17 protein-coding genes are annotated in these 20,752 nt (G+C 36.1%); 4 read left to right on the top strand and 13 right to left on the bottom strand.

Annotated features, from left to right (window positions below; genetic code table 11):
- Positions 1-263: 263 nt before the first annotated feature.
- The 4 genes from QWT87_RS17190 to QWT87_RS17175 form a co-directional block, all read right to left on the bottom strand.
- Positions 264-1,709: a TolC family protein gene (locus tag QWT87_RS17190; RefSeq protein ID WP_271160593.1), complete on the bottom strand. Its 1,446-nt coding sequence runs from the start codon at positions 1,707-1,709 to the stop codon at positions 264-266.
- The gene (locus QWT87_RS17185; RefSeq protein ID WP_302717505.1) at positions 1,696-4,890 is read right to left on the bottom strand and encodes an efflux RND transporter permease subunit; all 3,195 of its coding nucleotides are present in this window, start codon (positions 4,888-4,890) and stop codon (positions 1,696-1,698) included. The genes QWT87_RS17190 and QWT87_RS17185 overlap by 14 nt, the downstream gene beginning before the upstream one ends.
- A gap of 87 nt (positions 4,891-4,977) precedes the next feature.
- Positions 4,978-6,063 (bottom strand): efflux RND transporter periplasmic adaptor subunit, encoded by a 1,086-nt coding sequence (locus QWT87_RS17180; protein ID WP_185117468.1) that lies wholly within the window; start codon positions 6,061-6,063, stop codon positions 4,978-4,980.
- 148 nt (positions 6,064-6,211) lie between these two features.
- Entirely contained in the window at positions 6,212-6,601 is a 390-nt protein-coding gene (locus QWT87_RS17175; protein ID WP_273073946.1) for a hypothetical protein, read from the bottom strand.
- A gap of 412 nt (positions 6,602-7,013) precedes the next feature.
- Here QWT87_RS17175 and QWT87_RS17170 point away from each other — a divergent pair, with 412 nt between their 5' ends.
- From QWT87_RS17170 to QWT87_RS17160, 3 genes are all read left to right on the top strand, one after another.
- Positions 7,014-7,886, top strand: coding sequence for a hypothetical protein (locus tag QWT87_RS17170; protein WP_302717501.1), 873 nt, complete (start codon positions 7,014-7,016; stop codon positions 7,884-7,886).
- 258 nt (positions 7,887-8,144) lie between these two features.
- Positions 8,145-8,549: a hypothetical protein gene (locus QWT87_RS17165; RefSeq protein WP_273073948.1), complete on the top strand. Its 405-nt coding sequence runs from the start codon at positions 8,145-8,147 to the stop codon at positions 8,547-8,549.
- 18 nt (positions 8,550-8,567) lie between these two features.
- Positions 8,568-9,017, top strand: coding sequence for an META domain-containing protein (locus QWT87_RS17160; protein ID WP_302717497.1), 450 nt, complete (start codon positions 8,568-8,570; stop codon positions 9,015-9,017).
- Positions 9,018-9,072: 55 nt separating this feature from the next.
- Here QWT87_RS17160 and QWT87_RS17155 read toward each other — a convergent pair whose 3' ends face one another.
- From QWT87_RS17155 to QWT87_RS17115, 9 genes are all read right to left on the bottom strand, one after another.
- Positions 9,073-9,330 (bottom strand): SemiSWEET transporter, encoded by a 258-nt coding sequence (locus QWT87_RS17155; RefSeq protein WP_087711702.1) that lies wholly within the window; start codon positions 9,328-9,330, stop codon positions 9,073-9,075.
- A 174-nt stretch (positions 9,331-9,504) separates the two neighbouring features.
- Positions 9,505-10,548 carry an NAD(P)/FAD-dependent oxidoreductase gene (locus QWT87_RS17150; protein ID WP_302717494.1) on the bottom strand — a complete coding sequence of 348 codons (1,044 nt, stop codon included), beginning with the start codon at positions 10,546-10,548 and terminating at the stop codon, positions 9,505-9,507.
- A gap of 55 nt (positions 10,549-10,603) precedes the next feature.
- A complete protein-coding gene (gene porN / locus QWT87_RS17145) occupies positions 10,604-11,542 on the bottom strand; it encodes a type IX secretion system ring subunit PorN/GldN (RefSeq protein WP_087711706.1) in 939 nt (312 codons plus the stop codon).
- A gap of 9 nt (positions 11,543-11,551) precedes the next feature.
- Positions 11,552-13,141, bottom strand: a complete 1,590-nt coding sequence (porM, locus tag QWT87_RS17140; protein WP_116098751.1) for a type IX secretion system motor protein PorM/GldM — start codon at positions 13,139-13,141, stop codon at positions 11,552-11,554.
- 53 nt (positions 13,142-13,194) lie between these two features.
- Positions 13,195-13,884, bottom strand: coding sequence for a type IX secretion system motor protein PorL/GldL (gene porL, locus QWT87_RS17135; RefSeq protein ID WP_087711710.1), 690 nt, complete (start codon positions 13,882-13,884; stop codon positions 13,195-13,197).
- Between the two features lie 57 nt (positions 13,885-13,941).
- Complete coding sequence (porK, locus tag QWT87_RS17130; RefSeq protein WP_116098753.1) at positions 13,942-15,360, bottom strand: T9SS ring complex lipoprotein PorK/GldK; 1,419 nt, start codon at positions 15,358-15,360, stop codon at positions 13,942-13,944.
- Between the two features lie 108 nt (positions 15,361-15,468).
- Positions 15,469-17,322 carry a glutamine--fructose-6-phosphate transaminase (isomerizing) gene (glmS, locus tag QWT87_RS17125; protein ID WP_302717492.1) on the bottom strand — a complete coding sequence of 618 codons (1,854 nt, stop codon included), beginning with the start codon at positions 17,320-17,322 and terminating at the stop codon, positions 15,469-15,471.
- Positions 17,323-17,345: 23 nt separating this feature from the next.
- Positions 17,346-18,938 carry a DUF4270 family protein gene (locus QWT87_RS17120; RefSeq protein WP_302717491.1) on the bottom strand — a complete coding sequence of 531 codons (1,593 nt, stop codon included), beginning with the start codon at positions 18,936-18,938 and terminating at the stop codon, positions 17,346-17,348.
- A gap of 14 nt (positions 18,939-18,952) precedes the next feature.
- Positions 18,953-19,723, bottom strand: a complete 771-nt coding sequence (locus QWT87_RS17115) for a glycogen/starch synthase (protein WP_116098756.1) — start codon at positions 19,721-19,723, stop codon at positions 18,953-18,955.
- A gap of 180 nt (positions 19,724-19,903) precedes the next feature.
- Between QWT87_RS17115 and panC the strand changes: the two genes are divergently transcribed.
- Entirely contained in the window at positions 19,904-20,752 is an 849-nt protein-coding gene (gene panC / locus QWT87_RS17110) for a pantoate--beta-alanine ligase (RefSeq protein ID WP_302717488.1), read from the top strand.

The raw sequence follows: 20,752 nt of genomic DNA, 5'->3' as shown, positions 1-20,752 counted from the left end.
AATCTTACCACCTTCCTTAACAGGAGAAATTACTTTTTTGGAAGGCTGGTTTTTTTAAAATTTAATTTTTCAAAAAAAAGCTAATAACCATTTTTTGAAATACAATAACCGCGAAGAAATAAATTAGTCCTGTATCCTACAGGTAAATTGGGAAGGAGGTTCTGAAATATGAACCTTTTTATTAAAGTTTTCAGTTTTAATCGAAAAGAGACTGTTCCTTATGGGCAGCCTCTTTTCTTTTTAAAACATTAAGGATTTACAAATCACTTCCAGCCTCCGCCTAAGCTCTTGTAAATATCAACAACTGTACTCAGCTGTTTTTGTTTAGCTTCCACCAGTTCCATTTTGGCATCCAAAGCATCTCTCTGGTTCAGAAGAACTTCCAGATAATCGGCTCTTGAATTTTTAAATAACTGATTGGCTATATCTATTGATTTTTCCAAAGCCTGTGTTTCTTCAGACTTCAGTTTGTAATACTGATCGATGTTTTTCACTTTAGACATTAAATTGGCAACATCCAGATACGCATTCAGAATGGTTTTATCATATTCGTACAACGCCTGAATCTGTCTTGCATCCGCTGTCTGAAAGTTCGCTTTAATGGCACTTTTATTAATCAGCGGACCTGCCAATTCTCCTACCAGACTTGCTGCCATAGATTCCGGCAATTTAACCAGATAAGAAGGTTTGAAAGCTTCCAATCCTAACGTTGCAGAAATTTCCAGACTTGGATAAAACTCTTTTCTGGCTGCTTCCACATCCAGTTTTGATGATTTTAATTCAAGCTCAGCCTGTTTGATGTCAGGACGGTTTGCCAGTAACTGTGACGGAATTCCCGTATAAACCGTCTGAGGAATCATCGACATGAAATCTCCTTTTGATCTTACAATCGGCTGTGGAAAACGTCCGCAAAGCGCATTGATTTCGTTTTCTTTTTCCGTAATTTCCTGACGGATGGTAAATTCCGAAGCTTTAGATTTTGCCAGTTCCGCCTCGAATTTTTTTACCGCCAGTTCTGTAGCTGCCGCAGCTTCCTTCTGAATTTTTGATATTTCCAGAGCTCTCTGCTGCAATTTCGTATACTGCTGAATGATATCCAACTGATTATCCAGAGCCAATAATTCATAATAATTATCAGCAACTTCCTCAATTAAGTTCGAAAGAACGAAATTCTTCCCTTCCACGGTTGAAAGATAATGTGCTACCGCAGATTCTTTTTCCGTTCTCAGCTTTTTCCAGATATCCACTTCCCAGTTTGCCATCAGTCCACCCTCAAAATTACCCAACGGATCCGGCATTTCTTTTCCGGGTTCTATTTCTGTGGTGGCATCACCTGCTCCTTCGCTGGTGTACCGTCCTGCTTTTTTCACACCCGCGCCGATTCCTGCGGAAACAGTAGGCGTTAATCTTCCTTTTTTTGCCAAGACACCGCTTTTTGCAATCTCAATTTCCTGCAAAGTAATCATTAACTCCTGATTATTTTTTAAAGCAGTTTCTATTAAGGCTACTAAATTAGGATCTGTAAAAAACTGTCTCCAAGGTGTTGTTCCGCTGTTATTATTGGCATCACCCTGATCCTGCTGATTAAAATTCTGAGGAATATTTTCTTTCACCTCATCTTTTACCACGGTCGCCATGGGCGCCTTACAGCCTGCTAAAACAAGCGATAAGGCAATGGCAGCTATATATCTTTTATTATAAATCTTCATGTTTGTCATCGTGTTGGTACGGTTCTGTTTGTTCTGTTAAAGGATTTTCCTCTTCATATTTTGCCAGTTTCGATTTTTCCGCAATTGTTCCGAAGATGTAATACAATCCTGGGATAATCATCAGTCCGAAAATAGTTCCGATCAGCATCCCTCCTGCTGCAGCGGTTCCGATGGTACGGTTACCGATTGCTCCCGGTCCTGTTGCCAGAACCAATGGAATTAAACCAGCGATGAATGCAAATGAAGTCATCAGAATCGGACGGAAACGGATCGCAGCTCCTTCGATGGCAGCCTGCGCAACAGGAATTCCTTCTTCCGCTTTTTTCTGTACGGCAAATTCTACAATCAGTACGGCATTTTTACCTAAAAGACCAATCAGCATCACCATTGCTACCTGAGCATAAATATTGTTTTCCAGTCCTAATAATTTCAGACATAAGAAAGCTCCGAAAATACCTGTCGGTAATGATAGAATTACCGGTAACGGAAGAATGAAACTTTCGTACTGTGCGGAAAGAATGAGATAAACAAATCCTAAACACACTAAGAAAATGAAAATTGCTTCGTTTCCACGGCTTACCTCGTCCTTAGAAATACCCGCCCAATCGATCCCGAAACCTCTCGGAAGGGTTTTATCCGCAACTTCTTTAATGGCTGCAATCGCCTGTCCGGAACTGTACCCCGGAGCAGGAGTACCACTTACCTCGGCAGAATTGTACATATTATGTCTGGTAATCTCGGAAAGACCGTACACTTTTTCCAGATGCATAAAATCTGAATACGGAACCATTTGTTCCTTATCATTTTTAACATACAATTTCAAAAGATCACTAGGTAACGCACGATATTGAGGTCCCGCCTGAACGATTACTTTATAAGGTCTGTCGAAACGGATGAAGCTGGTTTCATAGTTCGAACCGATTAATGTGGATAAATTATCCATTGCATTTTCAATCGTTACTCCTTTTTGTTCGGCAAGATCATTATCCACTCTCAACATATACTGAGGGAAACTCGCGGAATAGAACGTAAACGCAGAACCCAGTTCCGGACGTTTTTTCAGTTCTCTTACGAAGTCGTTGCTTACCTTTTCCATTTTTTGATAATCTCCGCTTCCCGCTTTATCGAGCAGACGAAGCTCGAAACCACCTGCTGCACCGTATCCCGGAATGGAAGGCGGCTGGAAGAATTCTATATTTGCACCCGGAATATTCTTCGCTTTTTCTTCAAGCTTTTCTATGATTTCCGCCGCAGATTCGTTACGGTCTTCCCAGCTTTTAAGATTGATAAGGCAAGTACCGGAGTTGGAACCTGTACCTTCCGTCAGAATTTCATAACCTGCCAGTGAAGAAACAGACTGTACTCCATCGATATCTTCAGATTCTCTTAATAGTTCTTTGGCAATCTGGTTGGTTCTTTCCAGTGTAGAACCCGGAGGAGTCTGAATAATGGCATAAATCATTCCCTGATCTTCCGCAGGGATAAATCCTGAAGGCAATGAATTGCTTAAAAAGAATGTACAGGCACAGAACGCTAATAATAAAGGTAAAGTGATTGTTTTTTTCTTCACCGTTTTATTAAGCATCCCTTCATATTTGTTCGCTCCTTTTGTAAATAATCCGTTGAATTTATCAAGGAAAATAGTAATCGGAGTTCTTCTTTTTGCTTTTCCGTGGTTATTTTTTAAAATTAAAGCACATAAAGCCGGCGTTAATGTTAAAGCAACAACCCCTGAAAGAATAATTGCAGAAGCCATAGTGATGGAAAACTGACGGTAGAAAACTCCAACCGGACCGGACATGAAGGCAATCGGAATGAATACGGATGCCATTACCAGAGTAATTGCGATAATTGCCCCGCTGATTTCATGCATTGCTTCTTCAGTGGCTTTTAGCGGAGATAAATGCTTCTCCTCCATCTTGGCGTGAACGGCTTCAATAACCACAATCGCATCATCCACCACGACCCCGATCGCCATTACAAGCGCAAAGAGAGAGATCATGTTTAAGGTAATTCCGAAGGCGGACATGACTGCGAAAGTACCCACCAACGAAACCGGAACCGCCAAAGCAGGAATTAAGGTCGAACGCCAGTCTCCCAGAAATAGGAATACCACGATAGCCACCAAAATAAAGGCTTCAAAAAGCGTATGAACTACTTTTTCAATAGAAGCATCAAGGAATTTTGATACGTCATAACTGATGTCGTAATGCATTCCTTTCGGGAAAGTGGTTTTCTGCAATTCTTCCATCAAAGATTTTACATTCTTGATAACGTCGCTTGCGTTGGAACCATACGATTGTTTTACCGTGATTGCCGCAGAAGGCTTTCCGTTTAAGGTAGAATAAATATCATACATGGAAGATCCGAATTCTATATCGGCAACATCTTTCAGTCTGATGAATTCTCCGTCCGGTTTTGCTTTAAGAATGATATTTCCGTAATCTTTTTCATTATTAAAACGTCCCGGATATTTTAAAATATATTCAAATGACTGCGATCTCTTCCCTGAACTTTCTCCTGTCTTTCCCGGAGAAGCTTCTAAACTCTGCTGATTCAGGGATTCCATTACTTCATCTGCTGAAATGCTGTATGCCGTTAATCTGTCGGGTTTCAGCCAGATACGCATCGCATATTCTCTTGTTCCCAAGATATCTGCGAAACCGACCCCGCTTACTCTTCTCAATTCAGACATTACATTGATGTCTGCATAGTTGAAAAGGAATTTCTGGTCAGCTTTCGGATCATCACTGTACAGGTTAATGTACATCAGCATATTGGGTTCTTCACGGGTAATTTTCACCCCTTCACGAACAACCAACGGCGGAAGTTTATTAACCACCGAAGAAACACGGTTCTGCACGTTTACTGCTGCTACATTCGGATCGGTTCCCAAATCGAAAACCACCTGAATGGAAGCTTCCCCGTCGTTTCCGGCATCGGAAGTCATATATTTCATTCCGGGAACCCCATTCAGACCTCTTTCTAAAGGAATAACAACGGATTTAATCAACAATTCATTGTTGGCTCCGGGATAATCCGCCGTAATGTTTACTTTGGGCGGAGAAATGGACGGAAACTGGGTAACCGGTAATTTCACAAGGGATAAAACTCCCATAAATACGATAATCAAAGAGATTACGATAGACAGAACAGGTCTGCGAATAAATTTCTTAAACATAAAATAATGATGAATTATTAATGATGAATGATAAATGATGATTATGAAGTTTTTGCATAATCACGATCACGTATCGATTATCGTATTCTACTCTGCTTTTAATTTTAATGACTGAAGAACTTTTTTCGGATCCTGAACTTTTGTCTGAACTTTCTGATCGTCTTTTACTTTCTGAACTCCTTCCAGTAAGATTTTATCTCCGGTTGAAAGCCCTGAAGCCACAACGTATACATCAGGAAGCTCATAAGCGATCTTTATATTTTTAGATTTTGCCACTCCGTTCTTGTCTACCACGAAAACATATTTCTGATCCTGAATTTCGTAGGTAGCTTTCTGAGGAATGATTAAAGCATTTTTCAATGGTAACGTCATTCTTACTTTTCCGGTTTCTCCGTTTCTCAGAAGTTTATCCGGATTCGGGAATTTAGCTCTGAAGGCGATATTTCCTGTCTCACTGTCAAATTCCCCTTCAATGGTCTGAACCTGTCCTTTCTGTGGAAAAACATCTCCGTTTGCCATAACAAGATCCACCATATTGCTTCCTCTTGAAGCTACATTTCTCTGATAGTTAAGATATTCCGGCTCCGAAACATTGAAGTAGGTATAAATATCGTTGTTATCGGAAAGGGAGGTTAATAAATCTCCTTCATCTACCAGACTTCCCAGTTTCAAAGGAATTCTGTCGATAATTCCTGAAAATGGAGCTTTAATGTCTGTAAAAGAAAGGTGAATCTGTGCCAGTTTTGCTTCAGCATTGGCTGCATCCAGCTTAGCTTTCGCCATGGCTCTTTCGTTTTTTGAAACGATGTTGTTGTTGGCTAGTGTACTTGCATTTTTCAGCTCAATTGTTGCCTGAGCAACTTCTGCCTGAGCTTTCAGCAATTCTGCCTGATACAATTTCGGCATAATTCTGAATAAGGTTTGTCCCTGACGAACAAACTGTCCTTCGTCTACAAAGATTTTCTCAAGAAAACCTTTTTCCTGTGCACGAACTTCGATGTTCTTTACAGATCTGATCTGCGCCACATATTCTTTATCAATCACAGTATCCATCACAACGGGTGAGGTTACCGGATAAACAGCGGCTTCTTCTTTTTCTTCTTTTTTCTTGTTACAACCTGTGAACAATAAAATACTGCTTAGCGCAATGCTTGCGACAACTCTTTTAATCATAATTCTAGAGTTTATGTAAATCGTTAATGTTTTAAATATGAAAATGGCAATAAGAGGATCGACGGAATAATTGACTGCCAGCAATTATAACGCAGGATTTTCCCACCGAATAGCTAATCGGCAGAAAACGGGTTTGAAAATGTGGATTTTAAATTCTGATAGAACGAATCAGAATGAATTTTTTAACAGAAGAATATTCTGATATACAGCCATGAATAGCTGATTTTAGTTTTTTGAAACTTTTTAAACCAAAAAAATAAACCAGCGTAAAGACACTTGCAAATACAGCGATTGCCTGAAAAGTATCTGACAACTGGAAGTCGTCTTCGGCAAGTTCGAGCGTGTATGTATTGCTTACATCGTCTGAAGCCTGCTGCATTGACAGCTTTTCGTAAGTTTGGTTTAGACGGTTTGCTTTTTTGGGTAAATTCTGAGAAGTATGGGTGTAATCGTTTCGTAAAGTTTTGACATTGATCTTGCTTTCTACTACAAAAAGCAGAAAAAGAGTGGTCAAAAAGTATACGATATAGTTTCTCATGATTTCAAGGCACAAATGTAGACTTTAGTTTTGTTATGTTTCAAGACAATTGTGTGACAAGTTATTCATATTAACAATATTTAACACTTCTTTAAATTCGCTGAATTTGTTTAAATATTAAAAAAAGGATCTACTTAAAAACATATAAACAAAATGATTATCAAATAATTAGCATCATAAAAAAAATTATCAACCATTTGTGAAGTTCGTTAATACGATTTCTACGTTGTACAAGCAGCTCGCAACTTTGTTAAATTATTATAAAATTCACATATTATTGATAAAAATTAAACAAATTAATATTTTTATTTATTTTTTTTCATAAATAAAATAATATTGATTATATTTACTGTAAAATACCACTGAAAATTCTCACATTTTATTTGTTTAAAACTGACATTAATATTACAACATGAAAAACAAAATCTTTATTTCAGGATTCCTGCTTGCCTCTTTTTTTACATTTGCGCAAGTTGGCATTAACACTACGTCTCCAGACGCTTCTGCCGTCTTAGATGTGAGTTCTACAAACAAAGGGATTTTAGGTCCCAGAATAAGTCTTACTTCTGCTACCATGCAGCTTGGATCGGCTCCTAATGCCGCCGGACTTTTAATTTACAATACGGGCCCCACAATAACACCGGGATATTACTTCTGGAATGGATCTGAATGGAGGGTTTTTAATTCTTCGTCTTCGGGAAGCGGCTCTTCTCAGGCTCTTGCCAATGTGGAAAGTATTGCCGTAATGGGACCTCTTACTTCTACTTCAGACAATGGAAGAGCCGGATATGCACTGTCTATAACCACACCGGACGGAAGATTTTCGGTAAGAACTTTTATCCCTACAAATACAAATTTCTCGCAGGTAAATCTGCAAATAAGAAACAACACTACCGGAGTAGTGGAAATTATATCCAACGGACATTATCTTTGGTCCGGAGCCGGCGGTTATATGCAAAACCAGTTAAGACTTCCTGTAGGTGCATGGGCAGGAGATAATGCAACTTCCAGTGCGTCTCTTATTGATGCTACCACAGGTGCAAGGATACAAACCGCATCTACCAATCCTTATTGGGGAGATCCTGAAACCTATGCCGGAGGTATGCCGGAACAGCGTTTATACTCTTGGACTACTACTGACGGATCTGATAAAACATTTTATAAAATGTATTATATGATGGGTTCTTCTACTCCCGGAAATGCCGGAAACGCAACAAACTGTCCGTCCGGAACCTGTAATACCACCAAAGCATTTTTCACAATCGATCAGATTAAAGCGCCATAGGATTCTAAAAACACCACTGATTTTGAGAGACGTTCCCGGAATGTCTCTTTTTTATTTTTGATGATAGCAATTTTAGATCTGTGCAGATTATGATAAATAGCATTTCTAAATTTAACATAAAATATTTAATAGCATCAAAAAGCATTAAATTTTAATTAATTTATAAAAAATTAACATATTATTACTATAAAAAATTGTAATTTTACAGCATTATTTATACTGCATTATAAATTAATCACCTAAAAATCACTTATTATTATGAAAAAATTATTACGGATTATTACGTTAACAGGTTTTGTACTCATCATCCAAACAGCATGTAAGAATCAGGTAAAAGAGGAAATTGTAGAACCTGAAAATAATACCGCTATACAACAGGAGCCTGATAAAATTACCCGAGAAGTTTATACAGATGAATCGGGAGAACAGTTGGAAGTAGGTTTTAATGAGACGAAAAATACTGTTGTGGTTCATCTGGACGGTAAATCTTACGAACTTAAAAAAAGCGATGAACTCCCTGATTTTACGGCAGGAGACGCAAACTATCAATACTCTGATGTGCGCGGTGAAATCACTTTCCTGAAAAAAGATTATAATATGGTTCTATTCCATCATAAAAAGAAAAAATCTTCTTCGTCTAATACCAAGATGGCTTCTTATTAATCACAAAATTTTAAAGTTATGAAAAAGCTAATCATTTACTTTTGCTCGTTGTTGGTTGTGGCTCTTACGGTTTCCTGCATGAATAAGTCTTCTGCAACCAGTACTTCTGAAAATAATTCTGACATCACCGGAAAAACATGGGAGCTGACAGAACTTAACGGTAAACCTATTCAGATTAAAAATCCTCAGGTAATACCTCATTTTATGCTAAATACTTCCACGATGAGATATGAGGGTCATGGCGGCTGTAACGGAGTTGGAGGTACTTTTGAGATAAAACCCGAAGTAATGCGCATCAAATTCAATCAGGGTATATCTACGATGATTGCCTGCGATGATCTTGAAACAGAACGTGCATTCACGCAAGCGTTACTTTCTGCGGATAATTATTCTGTGAATGGAAGTACTTTAACGCTTAACAAAGCAAGGATGGCTCCTTTGGCAAAATTTACTTTAAAAAATAATTAAATTCTTATTTGTAAGAAAAAACACTTCCGTCAAAAGGAAGTGTTTTTATTTTAGACTATTTATTTTTGTAAATAAGACAGTAAATAAGTAATGTAACATTTACAACTACCGAAAATGCATTGGTTAAAATAATAGGCAGTTCATCTTTAAGAAATCCGTACCAGATCCATAGAGAAACTCCTGAAATAAGAACGATAAGCATTCCCGAGGAAAGATCATCGGCATTTTTTTCTTTAATTACCTTTATCAATTGTGGAATCATCGATCCTGAGGTAAGAAGACCGGCAATTATTCCTAAAACATTTTCATTCATAGCTGTTGTTTACATCAGATATAGCAAAAATTATGTCAATTGTTAAAAGAATTTTAAAATTTCTAAGATCCCGGTTGAAATGATAATGTTTTTTGATTAGTATTTATTTGTTCTTATAAACAATAAATAGTATTTTTTGTGAAAATTTAATGTAATAGGTTTATATTTTCAATACTAACTTTTTATTATAAACCTTTTTAGATCAACTTCTTCATGTAAAGGAATATTGTTTTCAATAAAATCATATAAACTTTTGGAGAAATAGCAACCGTTTAAAATTCCTCTTGCTCCCAATCCATTGAAAACATATAAATTGTGATGTTCAGGATGTCTTCCAATAATTGGTCTTCTGTCTTTTACGGTTGGGCGGAATCCAAAATTGATGTCTTTAATTTCAAAAGGATGAGGATAAAATTCCATCAGACCTTTTTTAAGCTGTTCAACAGCGGACTCATCAATTTCATGATGGAGCTGTTCTCTGTCATAAGTACCACCATAAAAATACAACCGATCATTCACCGGAAAAAGAAAGTGCTTTTTCTTGATGGTGATATTTTCCGTAATTTTTTCTGAAAGTTCTACTTTGATATGGTGACCTTTATTGGGATTTACAGGAACATCGGAAAAAAAAGGATTTTGTACCACTCCCATTCCTTCACAAAACAAAATATTCTTGAAAGTAAAATCCTGATAAGTGGATCTTTCTACATCTATGTCTGAATAAATAAATTTTTCTCTGATTAATTTTCCACTTTTATCTAAAAAATCAAATAAACCTGTGAAAAATCCATTAACATTCAATCTTGCAGACTGATTAACCTTTCCTGAAAGAAAGTCGTTTTTTACAACGTTTAAACGATCAAAATTTTTATCTAAAAAATTCAAAAGATCATCATTTCCGGATTTCTTTAACCAAAGTGACTGTTCATTTTCATCATGAAAAATTCTGTGGATGGGTGCATCGATGAGATAGTTTTGTCCTGTGTAATTCTCAATTTCTTTCAAAGTGTTTTTAAGGAAATCAATTTGTTCCTGCGCTTTCCAGAAAGTGGTAAATTTTTTAAGCACAACAGGGTTTATAATTCCTGCTGAAACCTGTGAAGCACTCTTCTTTTTTTCAGAAAACATCACGAAAGTCTTGTTGTTTCTGATTAACTGATGTGCAAAAAAAAATCCTGCATATCCGTCTCCAACGATAATATAATCTACATTCTTCATAATAAAAAAACCTGAGTAAAAATACTCAGGTTTTCTATAATTATCAAGTGAAATCTTAGTAATTCCACATATCATTTTCCATTTGAAGGATCTGCGCCTTAATTCTGTCGCTTTCTTCAATCTGATCATCAGCATCTCTTGGAATGTAGTCTTTGATAACTCCATCACCTAATCCTGTTGAAGATTTAAAGATAACGGAAGAGAATCTTCTTGCGTTGATTAGATCATCAAAAGATAAGTCTGCAGACGAATTTTTTCTGTTGAATACAAAATTATTCGCTAAAATATCTCTTGCATTTGGATAATAAACCCAGAAAAGATCAATTAAATCATTAGCTCCCGGTAAAGGCTGTCCATCAGGAGTTGTTCTGCCAATTAATTTCGGATCTGGTCCCATTGCAGCAATTCCTAAAGGTCTGTACTTCAATTGTCCGTCTCTTTTATCAATAAACCACATACCGAAGATTTTTAAAACTTTAACTTTTTCAGTTGTAGTTTCGTAAATATCAGTAAGTTCTTTTTTCTCCTGCTCTGTTAACTGACGACCGCTATTTAAAATATTAATAGCTTCGTCATCAACTCTCACATCAACTAATCTTGTCTTGATTTGCTCTGGGGTAAGTCTTTGAACGAAATTTTCATCGTCATATACTTCTTTAATATCTCCGTTTAATGCACCGTCTAGCAATAATTTATACAGAGACTTTGTTTCTGTAGCTAATAAACCATCAGGGTTGTTATAATAGAACGGCTGATTGATCTTGTCATTCATGTCTATAACTTCCCAAACAAACATACTCTTTAAGATATCTTTATCTTCAACAAATCCGTATTCCAATGGTTTTACTTTTTTGTCAATAAGAGTATCTCCAACTTTCATTTTGTTTTCAGCTCTCATTTTTCTGAATTCTTCAGGCGAAGAAGCGTTCAGAATAGTTTGGGAAAACATCAATCCCGAAACTACTACTAAAAGACTGCTAATATATTTTTTCATAATTATTTGTTATTGAACATTAATTAATACCGGTGAAATATTCGGAACGATTGTATTTCCTAATCCAGTAGCTGTTGCTTTAATATCAAAGATATAAACGCCATCCCCAGGTCTTAAGTTTCTGAACATACCTGCTGCTCCTTGTAATGAATTACCCTGAACCTGCATTGATGCTCTACCCGGAACTCTTACCATGAACGAAGTCACGTTAAATGATACAGGGAAATCAAAGTCTGGAATAACAGCCTGAAGTTGCTGATTTTCAACAGAAGTTGCAGGTAGTGTAAGAATATTCTTACCTCTGATCTGTCCTTGTGGCGGAGGTACATTTTTAATTCTGTATTCGAATACTTGAGAAATTGATTTTCCATAAGGATCCGTTCCAGATAATGTTATTTTAAGAATATTTCCTGCACCTGGTCTAACATCCCATTTACCAGGACCTGTGCTCTTAACAGTAGCTCCCGGAGCAGATAATGAAAGCTTAGCATTGTCAGCGCCTAAGATAGATCCTGAAACAGGGTTATCTAAGTTTCTATACATTACGTTCATCTTATCTGCAGAAAGTAATAATCCTTTCTGAAGTTTCACTTCCTGTGGTCCAGCAATTACATTATAAGTATGTGTGAAAGGGAAATTCTGAGCTTTTCCTGTCGCATCTGTTAATGTAATGTTTCCGCTAAATGTTTTTTGTCCGATTCCGCTTGTATTAAGATTTGCATAACCTTTTCCATTTTCCTGTCTGCTTACTCCAGAAATACTGATCTTATTACTGTTTGAATAGTTTCCTAACATTACAACTGCTTCAGCCGGTTTTCCTGCAACAACATCTACAGGCGCAGAAACAATAGCTTCATAGCTTGTAAATTTGATACTTGCATCCACTTTTTCCTGTAGCATTAATGCCAATGCATCAGACTGAACGTTTCTTGCATCATTCTGAATAATTTCCAAATTAGAAATTGCAGCAATTAGCGGCTGATGATAAAACTTGTTTTGGAACCAAGTTTTGTCATTTGGAGATTTTCCTTTTGGATATTCGGCAATTAAAGATTTATTAGCTCTTTCAACCAAATCCTTCAATTGCGGATTGTTTCCGAAAGTAGCGTTAATGTAATTTCTTACATCATCAATTTTTGCTTTTAATTCCAATGCACCTTTTGACGGTGTGTTTTCATCTCCTTCTTTAAAGAAATATTCAGTTGTAGCTTCATTATTATTAAGCGCTGCAAAGTTTTCACTTACATCAACATCTTTTCCCTGTGCATCTTTATCGTGGAATTCTGATTTCTTTTTAAGAACGTCTTTAATTTCCTGAGCAGATTTTACCAAAACGTTGATCTTGTCTCTAAGAACCTGATACTGAGCCCATGGCTGCGCATAAGTATCCGGAACCTGTTGAGCTTTCGCTTCAAGAGTTTTTTCAAAAATCTTTTCGTTTTTTCTTTCAGTTAAAGTTCTTGTTTCATTAAGAGCTTTAGTAGAGTCATAATATGACCTGATGATTTCCGCATCAATATTTAGGGCCATCATAGCAATGAACACCAAATACATCAGGTTGATCATCTTCTGACGAGGTGTCTGTTTTCCTGCTGCCATTCTCTTTTCTTTGTTTTTTGATTAAGTAGTTAAATTAAAAATGGTTTGGGAAATTAAGACTTCATAGCAGTTAACATACCGCCATAAACTCTGTTTAGATTGTTTAAGTTTGAAGTTAAACCTTGTAGTTCCTGATTGAATTTTTCTGATTGTTCAGCAGATTTTTGCATATCTGCTACATATTTATTAGTAAACTCAGATTGTTTTTTAGTGCTTTCCATTTGCATTGCATATAAAGCATTCATGCTTTCCATGTGCTGTGCTGCTTTATTTAACTGCTCATTATATTTATGAGTAGAAGCAGAAACGTCAACAGTCTGGTTGATCTGGTCTACAGAACTTGAAAATTTATCGATTCCTGTTCTTAATCTTTCAAATAACTGAACATCAAGTTTAGCATCCTGAAGCATTTTGTCTAATTTGGTTGAAAGAGAATTTTCTAATTCAGCAAATTGAGCAGAGTTGCTTTTAGATATATTTGAGTGTAATGGATTTGGGTTTGCGTGTTTATCTAATAATTCAGGATAAACGTTTTCCCAAGCATAAGACTCCTCAGATTTTGGCGGGTCGAAAGCGAAAATGATGAAGATGATAGCTTCCGTAATAAGTCCCACTGTAAGGGCCATGTTTCCGTTAATTGGTCCCAAGGTAATGTGAGTAATTTTAAGCCAAGCTCCAAGAATTACAATTGCAGCACCGAATGAATAGAAGAAATTCATCCAAGCATCTTTAGTCTTAAACATATAAGTTAGTTTTTTTTAATGTTAAATAAAATTTATCGAAAAATAATGGTGATTGAATTATCTGTTAACTTTTCTTGGTTTAACAGCAGCTTCAGGAATATCCTGTACAGTTCTGAATCCGATATAACTTCTTGCAGAGTCTTTTCTTTCCCAGTCTCTTGCACCGTTCATAAGCATATATCCTACATCTTTCCAAGATCCTCCTCTGATAGATTTCTTAGTATCTGCCAAATCTTTCGTAGAAGGATTTAAAGTAGATGAGAATCCGTATGAAGAGTTGTTGTAATCAGACGATGTCCATTCAGAAACGTTTCCAGCCATATCAAATAACCCAAACCCATTTTTCTTAAATTTCTTAACTGGAGCTGTATATGTATAAGTACCTTTTTTGTCGTCTTCCATATAGTTACCTCTCTTAGGTTTGAAGTTTGCCAGGTAGCAACCTCTGTCGTCCATTAAATAAGGACCTCCCCAAGGATAAGTAGCATTTTGCATTCCACCTCTTGCAGCATATTCCCACTCGATTTCTGTAGGCAGTCTGAACTGCAATGGTCTTTGTTTTCTTCTTTTTAAGCTTTCGTTATAATCAGATTTCAATTTAGATCTGAAGTTACAGTATGCTCTTGCCTGATCCCAAGTTACCCCAACTACAGGATAATCTTTGTAAGCTTTGTGCCAGAAATACTGCTCAAACAATGGCTCGTTATAAGCAAAATGGAAATCTTTTACCCAAACAGTTGTATCCGGATAAATAGCAATGCTTTCACTTCTAAGATAGTTGACACCTCTTTCTTTTTCAGCCATTGCTACATCCATATCTCCCCATCTGTAAGTATATTTTAATTTACTAACGTCAAGGATTCTTTCATTACCAATTCTTGAAGAAGCTGGTAAATACATTGATTCTAAAACTTCCGCATATTCTACATCCGGATATTTAGATGTATTCCAGTGCAAAGGAACTTTCCAGTCGATTTTTTTCGTTGGATCGTAGTTTCCTTCGTTTCCACCGCCTTGTCCTTCTAAATATTCCTGATATGGTGTTAAATTTTCTTCTTTCTGTGCAAGGTATGCATAATCTCCGATGCTTGTTCCTTTACCTTTACCTTCACCACCTTCTCCGGCAGCTTCAGCTAATAAAGTTCTTGCAATAGAATCTCTTACATAATTGATAAATACCCTGTATTCCGCATTAGTAGTTTCTGCTTCATCCATGAAGAAAGAAGAAACAGTAACAGTTTTTGCCGGAGCTTTTTCAGGACTGTTTGTGAAATCCTGATCAGTTAATCCTGCAACAAACGATCCTGCAGGAATAGCTACCATTCCGTAAGGTCTTTCTGCAACAAATGATTTTGTTTTTTCTCTAGGTATCAATTCTCCTTTTGTTCCCGGTTTACCTACTGAAGAGGCTCCCCCACCTGAACAAGATACCGATGCTACCGACGCAGACAATAATAAAAGAAATATCCTTTTCATGTTAATTTTTATAATTAAGCCGTAAATATATAATTTTTTTAAGAAACTTTTAAGATTTTTTTTGAAATAACGGAAGAAATCTAAATTTATTTTATTTACAAGTAATTTTTATTCCACAGTTACAGATTTCGCAAGGTTTCTTGGCTGATCTACGTTAGCTCCTCTGTACACTGCAATGTAGTATGCTAATAATTGTAGAGGCACTGATGCAACGATTGGAGAAAAACATTCTGATGTTTCCGGAATTTCAATAACGTAGTCTGCCATTGCACTTACCTGCGTATCTCCTTTATTTACAACAGCAATAACTTTTCCTTTTCTTGCCTTAATTTCCTGAACGTTGCTTACAATTTTATCATAATGTCCTTTTTTAGGAGCAATGATAACAATAGGCATATTTTCATCAATTAAAGCAATAGGACCGTGCTTCATTTCTGCAGCAGGGTATCCTTCAGCATGAATATAAGAGATTTCTTTTAATTTTAAAGCACCTTCAAGTGCTGCAGGATAATTGTATCCTCTTCCTAAATATAAGAAATTTGTTGCACTTACAAAGTCCTTGGCAATATTTTGTACCAACTCGTGAGTCGTTCCCAAAACATCTTCTATTTTTTTTGGAATGGCATCCAGTTCAGCAATTAAGCTCATGAATTCAGCATTTCCTAAATTTCCATTATGTTTTCCTAATTTCAGAGCTATTAAAGAGAGAATAGTTAACTGTGCGGTAAATGCTTTTGTAGAAGCTACCCCGATTTCAGGACCAGCATGCGTGTAAGATCCAGCGTCTGTAATTCTTGCAATAGATGAATCTACGACATTACAAATACCATAAATAAATGCGCCTCTTTCTTTAGCCAATTTTAAAGCTGCCATTGTATCTGCAGTCTCTCCTGACTGAGAAATAGCAATAACAACATCTTTATCTGTAATAATCGGATTTCTGTATCTGAATTCAGAAGCATATTCTACTTCAACAGGAATTCTTGCATATTCTTCAATCAGGTATTCTCCGATAAGTCCTGCGTGCCAAGAAGTTCCGCAAGCAATAATAATGATTCTATTGGCATTTTTAAATTTCTCGATATGATCCCAGATTCCTGCCATTTTTATAACTCCTTCATCTACGAGAAGCCTTCCTCTCATCGTATCGTGAACCGATTTAGGTTGTTCGAAAATTTCTTTTAGCATGAAATGTTCATAACCTCCTTTTTCAATCTGCTCTAAACTTAATTTGAGTTCCTGAATTTCCGGTTCAATTTTAGAATTTTCGCTTATGGTTCTGATGTCCACTCCATTTTCAAGAGAAATTGTTGCCATATGACCTTCTTCAAGATAAATAGCTTCTTTAGTGAATTCTACGAATGGTGATGCGTCTGAAGCGATAAAATATTCTTTCTCACCGATTCCTATCGCCAAAGGAGATCCTAATCTTCCTACAACCAATACGCCAGGAAAATCTTCATGCATTACTGTGATTGCGTAGGCTCCATATACTTCATTAAGGGCATATCTTACTGCGGTAGGAAAATCCATGTCAGCATTTAAATCCATGAAATACTGTACTAAATTTACTAAAACTTCTGTATCTGTTTCAGATTTAAATGTAAATCCTTTTTCAGTAAGCATCGTTTTAATCGTATCATAATTTTCAATGATGCCATTATGAACAAGTGCTATTTTTCCGTTATTTGATAAATGAGGATGAGAATTTCTGTCGCTAGGAACACCATGTGTAGCCCAACGCGTATGTCCCATACCAATTTTCGCAACTCCTTTTAACTGACTGGAAATGCTTACCAAATCATCTACTTTACCTTTGGTTTTTTCAACTTCAAGTTTATTTTCTGCATTTTCAAGAACGATTCCGGCACTATCGTACCCTCTGTATTCTAATCTTCTAAGACCGTTAATTACAATATCGTAAGCGTCCTGAAAACCTGTGTATCCAACGATTCCGCACATATTTTTATCAAATGTATTTTAAATTATTTTGTACCGTAAATTACTTTTAATTGAACCCTGTTTGGGTTTCCTGCCTGCGACCCCACAAAAACAGCTCTACTTGTATTATATGGTGTTGTAGTGAATTTGTATCCTGCTAAACTGGTTCCATCAGAATTAGTCTGGAATGATCCCATATCAATTTTAAAATATATAGTAGCCTTTTTAGTAGAGTCATAATTACTATCTTCCACAAGATCTTTTACTGATTTAGTAACGATAAAATCGTAATATGTGGGATTTTTATCATAGTCAAAAATCTTGTAAATACTATAATTATTAGAACCCGCTAAATTTAATATATCATCTGTAAAATTAGATATTGTAGACGGCAGACCTGTAGTCGGATTAATCTTTGCCGGATCTATATATTTTTTTAACAATGTTAACTCTCTCGGCTTAGCCAAATTATTATTCCAATCTGTAGGATCTGTATATATTCTCACTTTAGCACTAATTATAGCCGCTTTGTCGTTTTGATACAATTGCTTAAGCTGATTAATAGTTTCATTTGGAATTTTAATACCTATTGATGGACCTCCCATTCCTTGTAAAAATAGTTTTGGAGCACCATTACTTTGATTTCCAATTGTAGCCGACGCCCATGCAGAACCTGTTCTGTCATATTGATATTGCCCAATATGGGTATTAGCGGACCCTAAAGCAAATGAATATGTAGTTTGTGGTCTTGTTGTTGTACCGTTTTCAGTTTTATCATACTTATAGTACATAATAAGCTCCATATCGTTATGTGAAATCTGGAATAAATAGCCATCTTCTTCGTCAACAGAAATTCTAAGGCCCTTAAAGTATCTTATGAAATTTGAAGCATCCTGAAGTTCAGGCTGATCTTTCTTAGCTATAATTTTACTTTGGAAAAAATTTTTATCCAACGGAATTCTGATTCCCGGAGTTGATGCTGTAAATAAAGCAGCACCACCATCATCTTTTGTAATGGCTACAGAACTCACATATCCTTTAAACTGCTTTGATCCCAAATCTGCGCCTATATTAAAAGTCTGATTAGATTTGGCACTATCAGAAGCACCTTTTAAGAATGTATTTACTTCATGAACTCTTAAATTAAATGTTTTTTTCGCCTTCCCAAATTTTAAAACAGGATATGTATTTACTACTTTTTTAGCATTAACACTCCCGTCAGCGGCTGTAGTGTAAGTATAACTATCATCTACTGTATTGGTTGTAACACTGTCAGTAGCGTATCTAGGTTTCATAACCAAAACTACTGAGTCGACTACTGCATTTGTCCCAAAATCAGGATCGTATGTTGACAGTCTAAGCTGCGTCAGATAAGAAGCTTTCTGCATTCCGAATTGTCCTTCATTGAAAGCACCTAAGACAGCATACGTTAATTTTGAGGCATCACTTCGAATACTATCATTATTATTTATATTAAATGCCGTAACCTCAAAAGATTTTTCATTTCCCTGTGCAGCACCATCTAAGAATAATTGCTCACCCAATGTATCTGCATCCGGCTCACAATTATAAAGTAATGCACTTCCGAAAACCACCATAGAAAAAACGGTGATTGCTTTTTTAATAGTATGAATCATTAAAAATGTGTTTTTTAATAAATTTGATTTATAGAATCTACGTCAAGATATTCCGATTTGGGAGTAGAACTTTCGTTGAAAGCTTTATCTAAGTCTTCATCTAAAAATTCATCTCCTTTTACAACCAAATCTACGTAGTTCATGCTTTCGATCACAAAAGATTTTACACTCGGATTATCTAACGCTTTTAATCCTGAAATATTATCAAACTTCAGTTTTTCGTCGATATTGGAAGCTAAAGATGCATCTTTCTCATTGTATAATGAAAGAACGATTTTGGCATCCTTGAAATAAGTATCTGTTTCGTAATAGGTTTTCAGATAAATCGGAACAAAAGAAGCCATCCATCCGTTGAGATGAATAACATCCGGAACCCAATTCAGTTTCTTAATGGTTTCAATTACTCCTCTGGCAAAGAATATTGCTCTTTCATCATTATCCTCAAAAGGCTGTCCTTCATCATCAAAATAATATTGTTTTCTTTTGAAATACTCTTCATTATCAATAAAGTAAACCTGAAGTCTTTCCCCCGGAAGAGACGCTACTTTAATAATAAGAGGCTGATCCAGATCATTAATAATAATATTCATTCCGGAAAGTCGGATCACCTCATGAAGCTGGAATTTCCTTTCACTTATCTGTCCAAATCTTGGCATAAAAACTCTTACATCATTGCCTTCTTGGTGCATCTTAAGTGCCATTTTGTTTACCACTGCAGCCATATTTGTATCTTCCTGATATGGATACATCTCTGTAGTAATGTACAGTATTTTTTGATTCGGCATAAACTTCTATCTAATTTTTGTAAAAATGCTTTAATGCGCAAAATTACGAAAAAACATTCATTATTATTTTAATTAACATTTTTTTACGATAATTCCCTTTGTCAAATTATTAAAACTAAGACTTCATGTATCATAATTATATGATATTTTTAGTATTTTTGAATTACTATTAAATAAGCTATGGAAGTTCTAAAAAATAAAAAGGTTCTTCAGGATTTCATTGAAAGACAGAAAGAAATGGGCAAAAAGATAGGTTTTGCACCTACCATGGGAGCCCTTCACGACGGACATTTATCCCTATATAAAGCAGCCAGAGAAGAGAACGATCTTGTGGTATCATCAATTTTTGTTAATCCTACTCAATTTAATAATCCGGAAGATCTTGAAAAATATCCAAAAGATATCAACAGAGATATTTCTATTCTTGAAAAATCAGGTTTGGTTGACGCTGTTTACATTCCTGAAGTCACAGACATTTATCCTGAAAAAACAGAAAGTCAGCATTATGATTTTGACGGACTGGAAAATGAAATGGAAGGAAAATCCCGACCGGGACATTTTGACGGTGTCGGAACGGTCGTAGAAGAGCTTTTCAGTCAGGTAAAACCTGACAATGCTTATTTTGGAGAGAAAGATTTCCAGCAACTGGCAATTATCAAAAAAATGGTTGAAAAGAAAAAACTTCTGATTAACATCAAGGGTGTTCCCATTTACAGAGCAGAGAACGGACTTGCTTTAAGTTCCCGAAACCAAAGACTTCATGAAGACCGAAGAGTAGCCTCTGCTGTTATTTATGAAACACTTAAAAAAGTAAACGATTGGTTCAGAGTCATCACCGTTCCGGAAATCAAAGCCAGAGTACAGGATATTTTTGATCAGCAGAGAGGAATGCAATTAGAATACTTTCTAATCGCCGATGAAGAAACACTGAAAGAAACAGACTTTTTTTACAAAGACCGAAAATTCCGTGCATTTATTGTAGTTGTTGTGGATGGAGTAAGACTAATCGACAATATGCCTCTGGATTAA

This window comes from Chryseobacterium urinae (assembly GCF_030518295.1).
GTDB classification, from domain to species: Bacteria; Bacteroidota; Bacteroidia; order Flavobacteriales; family Weeksellaceae; genus Chryseobacterium; species Chryseobacterium mucoviscidosis.
Note: the sequence above shows the minus strand (reverse complement) of the source record. Positions and strands in the feature narration are given on the sequence as shown.

What these genes read in the sequence shown, in the direction of transcription:
- QWT87_RS17120 (WP_302717491.1), bottom strand. Translation starts at nt 18,938, where the DNA reads ATGATTCATACTATTAAAAAAGCAATCACCGTTTTTTCTATGGTGGTT.
- QWT87_RS17185 (WP_302717505.1), bottom strand. Translation starts at nt 4,890, where the DNA reads ATGTTTAAGAAATTTATTCGCAGACCTGTTCTGTCTATCGTAATCTCT.
- porN (WP_087711706.1), bottom strand. Translation starts at nt 11,542, where the DNA reads ATGAAAAAATATATTAGCAGTCTTTTAGTAGTAGTTTCGGGATTGATG.
- QWT87_RS17150 (WP_302717494.1), bottom strand. Translation starts at nt 10,548, where the DNA reads ATGAAGAATGTAGATTATATTATCGTTGGAGACGGATATGCAGGATTT.
- panC (WP_302717488.1), top strand. Translation starts at nt 19,904, where the DNA reads ATGGAAGTTCTAAAAAATAAAAAGGTTCTTCAGGATTTCATTGAAAGA.
- QWT87_RS17190 (WP_271160593.1), bottom strand. Translation starts at nt 1,709, where the DNA reads ATGAAGATTTATAATAAAAGATATATAGCTGCCATTGCCTTATCGCTT.
- porK (WP_116098753.1), bottom strand. Translation starts at nt 15,360, where the DNA reads ATGAAAAGGATATTTCTTTTATTATTGTCTGCGTCGGTAGCATCGGTA.
- QWT87_RS17160 (WP_302717497.1), top strand. Translation starts at nt 8,568, where the DNA reads ATGAAAAAGCTAATCATTTACTTTTGCTCGTTGTTGGTTGTGGCTCTT.
- glmS (WP_302717492.1), bottom strand. Translation starts at nt 17,322, where the DNA reads ATGTGCGGAATCGTTGGATACACAGGTTTTCAGGACGCTTACGATATT.
- QWT87_RS17180 (WP_185117468.1), bottom strand. Translation starts at nt 6,063, where the DNA reads ATGATTAAAAGAGTTGTCGCAAGCATTGCGCTAAGCAGTATTTTATTG.
- QWT87_RS17115 (WP_116098756.1), bottom strand. Translation starts at nt 19,723, where the DNA reads ATGCCGAATCAAAAAATACTGTACATTACTACAGAGATGTATCCATAT.
- QWT87_RS17165 (WP_273073948.1), top strand. Translation starts at nt 8,145, where the DNA reads ATGAAAAAATTATTACGGATTATTACGTTAACAGGTTTTGTACTCATC.
- porM (WP_116098751.1), bottom strand. Translation starts at nt 13,141, where the DNA reads ATGGCAGCAGGAAAACAGACACCTCGTCAGAAGATGATCAACCTGATG.
- QWT87_RS17155 (WP_087711702.1), bottom strand. Translation starts at nt 9,330, where the DNA reads ATGAATGAAAATGTTTTAGGAATAATTGCCGGTCTTCTTACCTCAGGA.
- QWT87_RS17170 (WP_302717501.1), top strand. Translation starts at nt 7,014, where the DNA reads ATGAAAAACAAAATCTTTATTTCAGGATTCCTGCTTGCCTCTTTTTTT.
- QWT87_RS17175 (WP_273073946.1), bottom strand. Translation starts at nt 6,601, where the DNA reads ATGAGAAACTATATCGTATACTTTTTGACCACTCTTTTTCTGCTTTTT.
- porL (WP_087711710.1), bottom strand. Translation starts at nt 13,884, where the DNA reads ATGTTTAAGACTAAAGATGCTTGGATGAATTTCTTCTATTCATTCGGT.